Origin of the sequence: Virgibacillus sp. AGTR (assembly GCF_016919725.2) — a bacterium.
Taxonomy (GTDB): Bacteria; Bacillota; Bacilli; order Bacillales; family Amphibacillaceae; genus Virgibacillus; species Virgibacillus salarius.
In genome coordinates this window covers 1-5,841 of sequence record NZ_JAJERH010000122.1, presented here as the reverse complement: position 1 = coordinate 5,841, position 5,841 = coordinate 1, and the positions used below count along the sequence as shown (strand labels likewise).

Sequence of the window (5,841 nt, the reverse complement as noted above, 5' to 3'; positions counted from 1 at the left end):
TTCAAAATAACTACTTGGCTTAACGCAGTCATTGCACCGATTTTATACTTTCTTAACTTAGAACAAAAGCGCAAACGCCTGATTAGAAGCGTAGCGACTGGAGCGAGAAAACGGAAAGGAATCACGGTGAGCTTGCGAGCCGATGCTGACTTATCGTCAGGCGATTCATGAAGTCGCCTAGTTTCTAGGCGCTGGAGCTGGATGTGGCTCAAACACGCACCCTATTTGTAATTTCCTAGACAGTGAAAAAAGAGTGTATCCTCCCGTTGTGCGGGTAAGAAAACACTCTCCTCTAGTTTATTCTTTTGTAAACGCAATCGTACTTCTTACCGTATCAATTGGACGAACCATTTCCTCTATCTCTGCTCGATTTGGTTCAAGAAACGGTGGAAGTGATAAGCTTTCTCCTAAAGTTTCATAAGGCTCATCACCCATAAACCCTGGTCCATCTGTTGCAAATTCAAATAGAATTTGTGGAGCTACCCGGACATATAAGGATTCAAAGAAATGGCGGTTGACATACCCTGATGTTTGAAACCCAAAATTCTCCATACGGTTAATCCAATCCTCTAAAACGTTTCGGTCTTCTACACGGAATGCGGCATGATGCACTGTACCAAAACCCTGCCGTGCATTAGGTAGCACTGGATTATATTCCACTACAACCTGTGCACCATTACCACCTAGCCCAACTTCAAACAGGTGAAATGCTCCTTCTTGATCAATCTCTTTAAACTGTAGCACGTTCTCCATCATTTCTTTAAAGTAATCAAAGTTAGCAATACGAACAAAGATTGGTCCTAAACCTGTGATCGCATATTCTAATGGAATCGGTCCTTTTTTCCAAGGAATACCGGAATCAACACCTTCATTAGCTTCATCAGAAATTAATTGATATTGTTGATCATCGAAATCCACAAAGGATAGAGACTTTTTGCCAAATTGCTCCTTAATACCTGTATGCTTAACTTCTAAACGCTCAAAGCGTTGCACCCAATAATCTAATGCTGCGTCTGATGGAACTCGGAAGGATGTTTTGTAGATCTCATTCGTTCCATGTGACCCTTTTGGAATGCCGGGAAAATCAAAGAAGGTCATATCTGTACCTGGATTCCCGTTATCATCAGCGAAAAATAGATGGTATGTCTGAATATCATCCTGATTAACTGTTTTCTTCACTAAACGCATGCCAAGAACATATGTGAAAAACTCGTAATTTTTTTCTGCACTGCTCGTAATCGCTGTAACATGATGTATTCCCTTTAATCCTTGCATGTCATTACCTCCTCATTTTCTAACTGGCTTAATATTTTTAATTAATATATCTTTAATTAAATATAAATATACCACGTTTCCTTCTACTTGTCCATTAACTAAACTTCATTCATATAGTGAAACTACCATCCGTGGGAGGGTTGTTTATACCCAACGGATGATTAGTACCACAAGGGTATGACCTAAAAGCCTTTGAACCAATCGGACATTTACTGGCAGTCGATCCCTCTCTTACCGATTTTGGTTTCTCTCTCTATTGCTTGAAGTCGGGGTATTACTGCCAGTTATATGCTGAATAAAAATAGCACACTACCTAGGATGAGCTAAATAATCGTTTATTATTTTTCATTTAAATGCTCGTTTAATTCATTTGAAATCTGATTCAATACACCCTCATCTATTTTTTCATAATAAATCCCATCCACTGTTATTTTTTTCTTTTTAATCGTTATATCCTTTGTCTCAATGGAAAAGGAATGAATACCATCTCTTATCTTGTCTAACTTCGCAGATGATAAATTTGTTGATTCAATTTGTTCTGTCAATTGTTCTACCAATTTACTACTATTTTCCTTATAGTTAATTTTATCCCAAACCATTTTGGTAGTACTCCTGTGCTTATCCGTTTCAACCCAATCCTTTAGAAATTCTGTTGAAATGACAGCATAGTAATCGATCGGAACATCGAAATAATTTTCGAAGGTTGCTATCACGGGTTCGATCTCTTGATTATAAGCCATTGCATTCGCAATTTTATCCTTCCGCATATTGTCATTATGTGCATCAATAATGGTTGCATAGGCATCTCGAGGTATTGGAACTAGTTTTATACTTTCCATTGCAGAATTATATGTAAGTACCAGCTGAAATACAGATCGATGAGATTCTTCCGCCAATATTAACACAGAAAATGTGTTTTTTACGTCAGTAGATACTGCTTGATTGTCCTTCGTATAAAGTGAAGGCATTATTACTCCAATTGCTAAGATCACGATCAGCATAGTGGCAATCGTAGGACCGATATAAGACGTAGACGTTCGTTTCCGTTTTTTCTTTGCTGTATGAATCTGCTGTAATGTCTGTTGACGATCTGCTTCTGTGAATGTTAACGATTCATTCTCGATAAACGAAATGTATTCTCTCTCTTTTTTACCCATGATAGTTCACCTCCAATTTAGTTTTCAATCGTTGTCTAGCTCTTTTCAACCTTGTTTTTACTGTACTTGTGTTCAATTCCATCATGTCAGCAATTTCTTCAATTTGAAAAGATTGATAATAGTACAAGTAAATAACTTCACGATAGATAGTTGGTAACGTATAAACTACCTGCTGCAGTTCCTCCTTTGCTTCTTTCTGAATAACATTATCTTCTACGGATGAAAAGATAGCGCCTGCGACATCCTGAATAAGTTGAACTGCCTGCACCTTTCGATGATGCCAGCTTTTCAAATAATCCTTGCAGCCATTGATCGTTATCCGATACAGCCATGTTTTTAGTGAAGACTTATAGCGAAAGGAATCCAAATGCTGATAACATTTAATAAACGTAGATTGGACAATATCCTTTGCTGTCTCTACATTTTTCACATAATGAAATGCAAGTCGGACCAATTCATCTCCATACATAATCATGACTTCCTCTAATACCCTTTCTTTTTCTCGTTCCATAATTCCCCCCTCATCCATTGCTGTTGTTTGCTTGTTCGTTTGACGATCCTATCGAAGAAATAGTTTCAGCTAAACGAAGAAAAAAGCATCCCCCGTAGAATGCTTTCAGTATAGTTGTTTCAGATTGCGATTAAGAAAAAATGAATAGTCGGCTTTCGAAATGCTCGTTTTGTTTTTTAACGCTTATCCATTTAAAGTATATCTTTCCTTTAAAAAAACAACAGATTGATGAATTAATTGCTTCAATACGTCAATATCAATATCTGATAGCTTGTTAATATAGACACATGCTTTCCCACTCGTATGTTTTCCAAGTTTCTGCAATAATATCTCTCGCTCTTCGTCTCCGGTAGCGAAATATAGACTAAATTTAGCCTTTCTTGGTGAAAAGCCAGCAAGCATTGCATCACCTTCATGTCCACTCTTATATTTATAATGGTAGGACCCAAAACCAACAATACTTGTTCCCCACATTTTTGCAGGATAACCTGTTACTTCTGTAAAAATATCTAATAGCCTGTAGGCATCTTCCTTTTTTCTTGGACTCGCTACTTGTTCAATAAATTCGATAACACTACCATCATTTTCTTTTGTCTTTAGTTCATACATCTTCACATGCACTCCTTTTTAAAGAATTCGACATCGAAGTAACCATAATCTAATATACATATTCTATGCAGCTCAAATAAAATCCTTTTATAGCTATTCAAGTGTATCCGCTTTGCTTAAATCCTACATTCCTATACTATTATAGAATAGAGGATTATCTAAGAATGATTCATTAAACCGTCTTATTCAGGAGGAGAAACGATGTTTTTAGCATGGAATGAGATCAAGAATAACAAATTACGTTTCACTTTAATTGTTGGTGTATTAATGCTTGTATCCTATCTTGTCTTCTTTTTATCAGGATTAGCAAATGGATTAGAAAATATGAATAAAGAAGCGGTAGATAAATGGGATGGCCAAGGCGTGATATTAACAGAGGAATCCGATATTAATTTACCTCAGTCTAGTTTGACCTTAGATGATTATAATGGTGAAGGTGTGGATGAATACGCTAGCCTTGCACAGATTAATTCCATTGCTACTTCGGATGATCATAAATCTAATGTTTCTATTTTTGGCATTGATAAAGAAGAGTTTATTATGCCAAATGTCATTGAGGGTGATGCCTTTGCTAAGGAAGGAGAAGTTATTGCCAATGAATCTTTAAAAGATGAAGGATTTAAGCTTGGTGACAAACTAAGTCTTTCTTCTACAGAAGAAGATTTAACGATCGTCGGCTTTACAAATAATGCAAAATTTAATGCAGCACCAGTTCTTTATACCGATTTGTATACATTACAAAAGGTTCGTTATGGCAAAGCCGCAGAAAACTATGAAGATCGAATAAATGCCTTCATACTACGTACCGATAATCTGTCTGATATAGAAGTACCGGATGAATTACAAGTGGTAGATACGACAACATTTATCGAAAATCTACCTGGCTATTCGGAACAAAACTTAACGTTAACATTTATGATTTATTTCTTGTTTATAATTTCAGCAGTCGTACTGGCTATTTTCTTATACGTATTAACGATTCAAAAGGTCAGTATCTTTGGTGTGATGAAAGCCCAAGGGATTTCAAGCAGTTATTTAGCACGCTCTGTTATAGCTCAAACATTCTTATTAGCTATTGCTGGAGTAATTATCGGCTTTATTCTCACAATGATTACAGGCTTCTTCTTACCTGCAGCTGTTCCAGTAGCATTTAATTATCTTGACCTGCTGGTATATGGCATTGTACTTATATTTGTATCCGTGTTAGGTGCTTTATTTTCAATACAAACGATTGTTAAAATAGACCCGCTAAAGGCGATTGGAGGGTAAGACATGGCTATTCTTGAGATGAACCAGGTAAATAAATTTTTTGGCTCAGGTCACACAGAAATAGAAGCATTAAAACCTACAAATTTCCAAGCAGAAAAAGGAGAGTTAATCGCGGTAATTGGCCCATCCGGTTCAGGTAAAAGCACCTTTTTAACTATTGCTGGCGGCTTACAAACACCTACAAACGGAAAGGTTATTATTAATGAAATGGATATTACCAGCCTAAAGGAGAAAAAACGTTCAGCCATCCGCTTACGTGAAATTGGCTTTGTTTTACAAGCTTCAAATCTAGTGCCATTCTTAACAGTAAGTCAGCAAATGCAACTGTTAGATAAAGTGAAAAAGCATAACTTATCTGCAGAGAAGCTGAAAGAGCTCTATCAATCCTTAGGAATCGAAGATCTCTTAAACAGCTTTCCTTCTGATTTATCGGGAGGAGAAAGACAGCGTGTTGCGATTGCAAAAGCATTGTATACAGATCCAAGTATTATTCTTGCAGACGAACCGACTGCTTCCCTTGATTCAGATCGCGCCTTTGAAGTAATGGAGATGTTAAAGGAAGCGACCACGAAAAACGACAAAACAACGATTGTAGTAACGCATGATACACGCTTAATTGATTACTGTGATAAAGTTTATAACATTACAGATGGTAGGTTAAGCTTAAAACAACCGAGCCATTAAGATATAGATTATTTTACGATTGATCAAATGCAGCTAGGACAAAGGAAAAGCCGGAAAAATTCGAAACGTTGGGAGTAACCAAGTAACCACCCTAGCAAACGATCGAATTTATTCGGCTTTTATTGTTCTAATTTGTTTGATAAGCTCTTAAACAAACCCCTAAGAAAAACGGAGCAAAATTCGCTCAGTCCTTATCACTAAATGCTCAGATTTACGCTTCCTCTAGTAGCTATTATGGAATAATAGCTACTGCTTAACCACCACTCCGGCTGCCCACTTCCCTTTCCATGGGGTTTGTCCTTCAGCTAACTTTTTTAGCAAAACCCGCTCAAAAAA

At 36.9% G+C, this 5,841-nt stretch carries 6 protein-coding genes; 2 read left to right on the top strand and 4 right to left on the bottom strand.

The genetic code is table 11. The features are described 5' to 3' along the window. Positions 1 to 297: 297 nt before the first annotated feature. The 4 genes from JUJ52_RS22385 to JUJ52_RS22370 all read right to left on the bottom strand — a co-directional run bounded on the left by JUJ52_RS22385 (position 298) and on the right by JUJ52_RS22370 (position 3,552). Positions 298 to 1,275: a ring-cleaving dioxygenase gene (locus JUJ52_RS22385; protein WP_026680424.1), complete on the bottom strand. Its 978-nt coding sequence runs from the start codon at positions 1,273 to 1,275 to the stop codon at positions 298 to 300. A 338-nt stretch (positions 1,276 to 1,613) separates the two neighbouring features. Continuing rightward, positions 1,614 to 2,432 carry an LCP family glycopolymer transferase gene (locus JUJ52_RS22380; RefSeq protein ID WP_166529927.1) on the bottom strand — a complete coding sequence of 273 codons (819 nt, stop codon included), beginning with the start codon at positions 2,430 to 2,432 and terminating at the stop codon, positions 1,614 to 1,616. Then, the gene (locus JUJ52_RS22375) at positions 2,425 to 2,943 is read right to left on the bottom strand and encodes a sigma-70 family RNA polymerase sigma factor (protein WP_246484536.1); all 519 of its coding nucleotides are present in this window, start codon (positions 2,941 to 2,943) and stop codon (positions 2,425 to 2,427) included. The genes JUJ52_RS22380 and JUJ52_RS22375 overlap by 8 nt, the downstream gene beginning before the upstream one ends. Before the next feature lie 183 nt (positions 2,944 to 3,126). Further along, positions 3,127 to 3,552 carry a DUF1801 domain-containing protein gene (locus JUJ52_RS22370; RefSeq protein ID WP_034678681.1) on the bottom strand — a complete coding sequence of 142 codons (426 nt, stop codon included), beginning with the start codon at positions 3,550 to 3,552 and terminating at the stop codon, positions 3,127 to 3,129. 201 nt (positions 3,553 to 3,753) lie between these two features. Here JUJ52_RS22370 and JUJ52_RS22365 point away from each other — a divergent pair, with 201 nt between their 5' ends. Then, positions 3,754 to 4,821 (top strand): ABC transporter permease, encoded by a 1,068-nt coding sequence (locus JUJ52_RS22365; RefSeq protein WP_026680420.1) that lies wholly within the window; start codon positions 3,754 to 3,756, stop codon positions 4,819 to 4,821. A 3-nt stretch (positions 4,822 to 4,824) separates the two neighbouring features. Continuing rightward, entirely contained in the window at positions 4,825 to 5,505 is a 681-nt protein-coding gene (locus JUJ52_RS22360; protein WP_121604058.1) for an ABC transporter ATP-binding protein, read from the top strand. Positions 5,506 to 5,841: the final 336 nt, after the last annotated feature.

Coding starts and splice junctions, on each gene's coding strand:
- JUJ52_RS22385 (WP_026680424.1), bottom strand. CDS start 1,275: ATGCAAGGATTAAAGGGAATACATCATGTTACAGCGATTACGAGCAGT.
- JUJ52_RS22370 (WP_034678681.1), bottom strand. CDS start 3,552: ATGTATGAACTAAAGACAAAAGAAAATGATGGTAGTGTTATCGAATTT.
- JUJ52_RS22365 (WP_026680420.1), top strand. CDS start 3,754: ATGTTTTTAGCATGGAATGAGATCAAGAATAACAAATTACGTTTCACT.
- JUJ52_RS22360 (WP_121604058.1), top strand. CDS start 4,825: ATGGCTATTCTTGAGATGAACCAGGTAAATAAATTTTTTGGCTCAGGT.
- JUJ52_RS22380 (WP_166529927.1), bottom strand. CDS start 2,432: ATGGGTAAAAAAGAGAGAGAATACATTTCGTTTATCGAGAATGAATCG.
- JUJ52_RS22375 (WP_246484536.1), bottom strand. CDS start 2,943: ATGGAACGAGAAAAAGAAAGGGTATTAGAGGAAGTCATGATTATGTAT.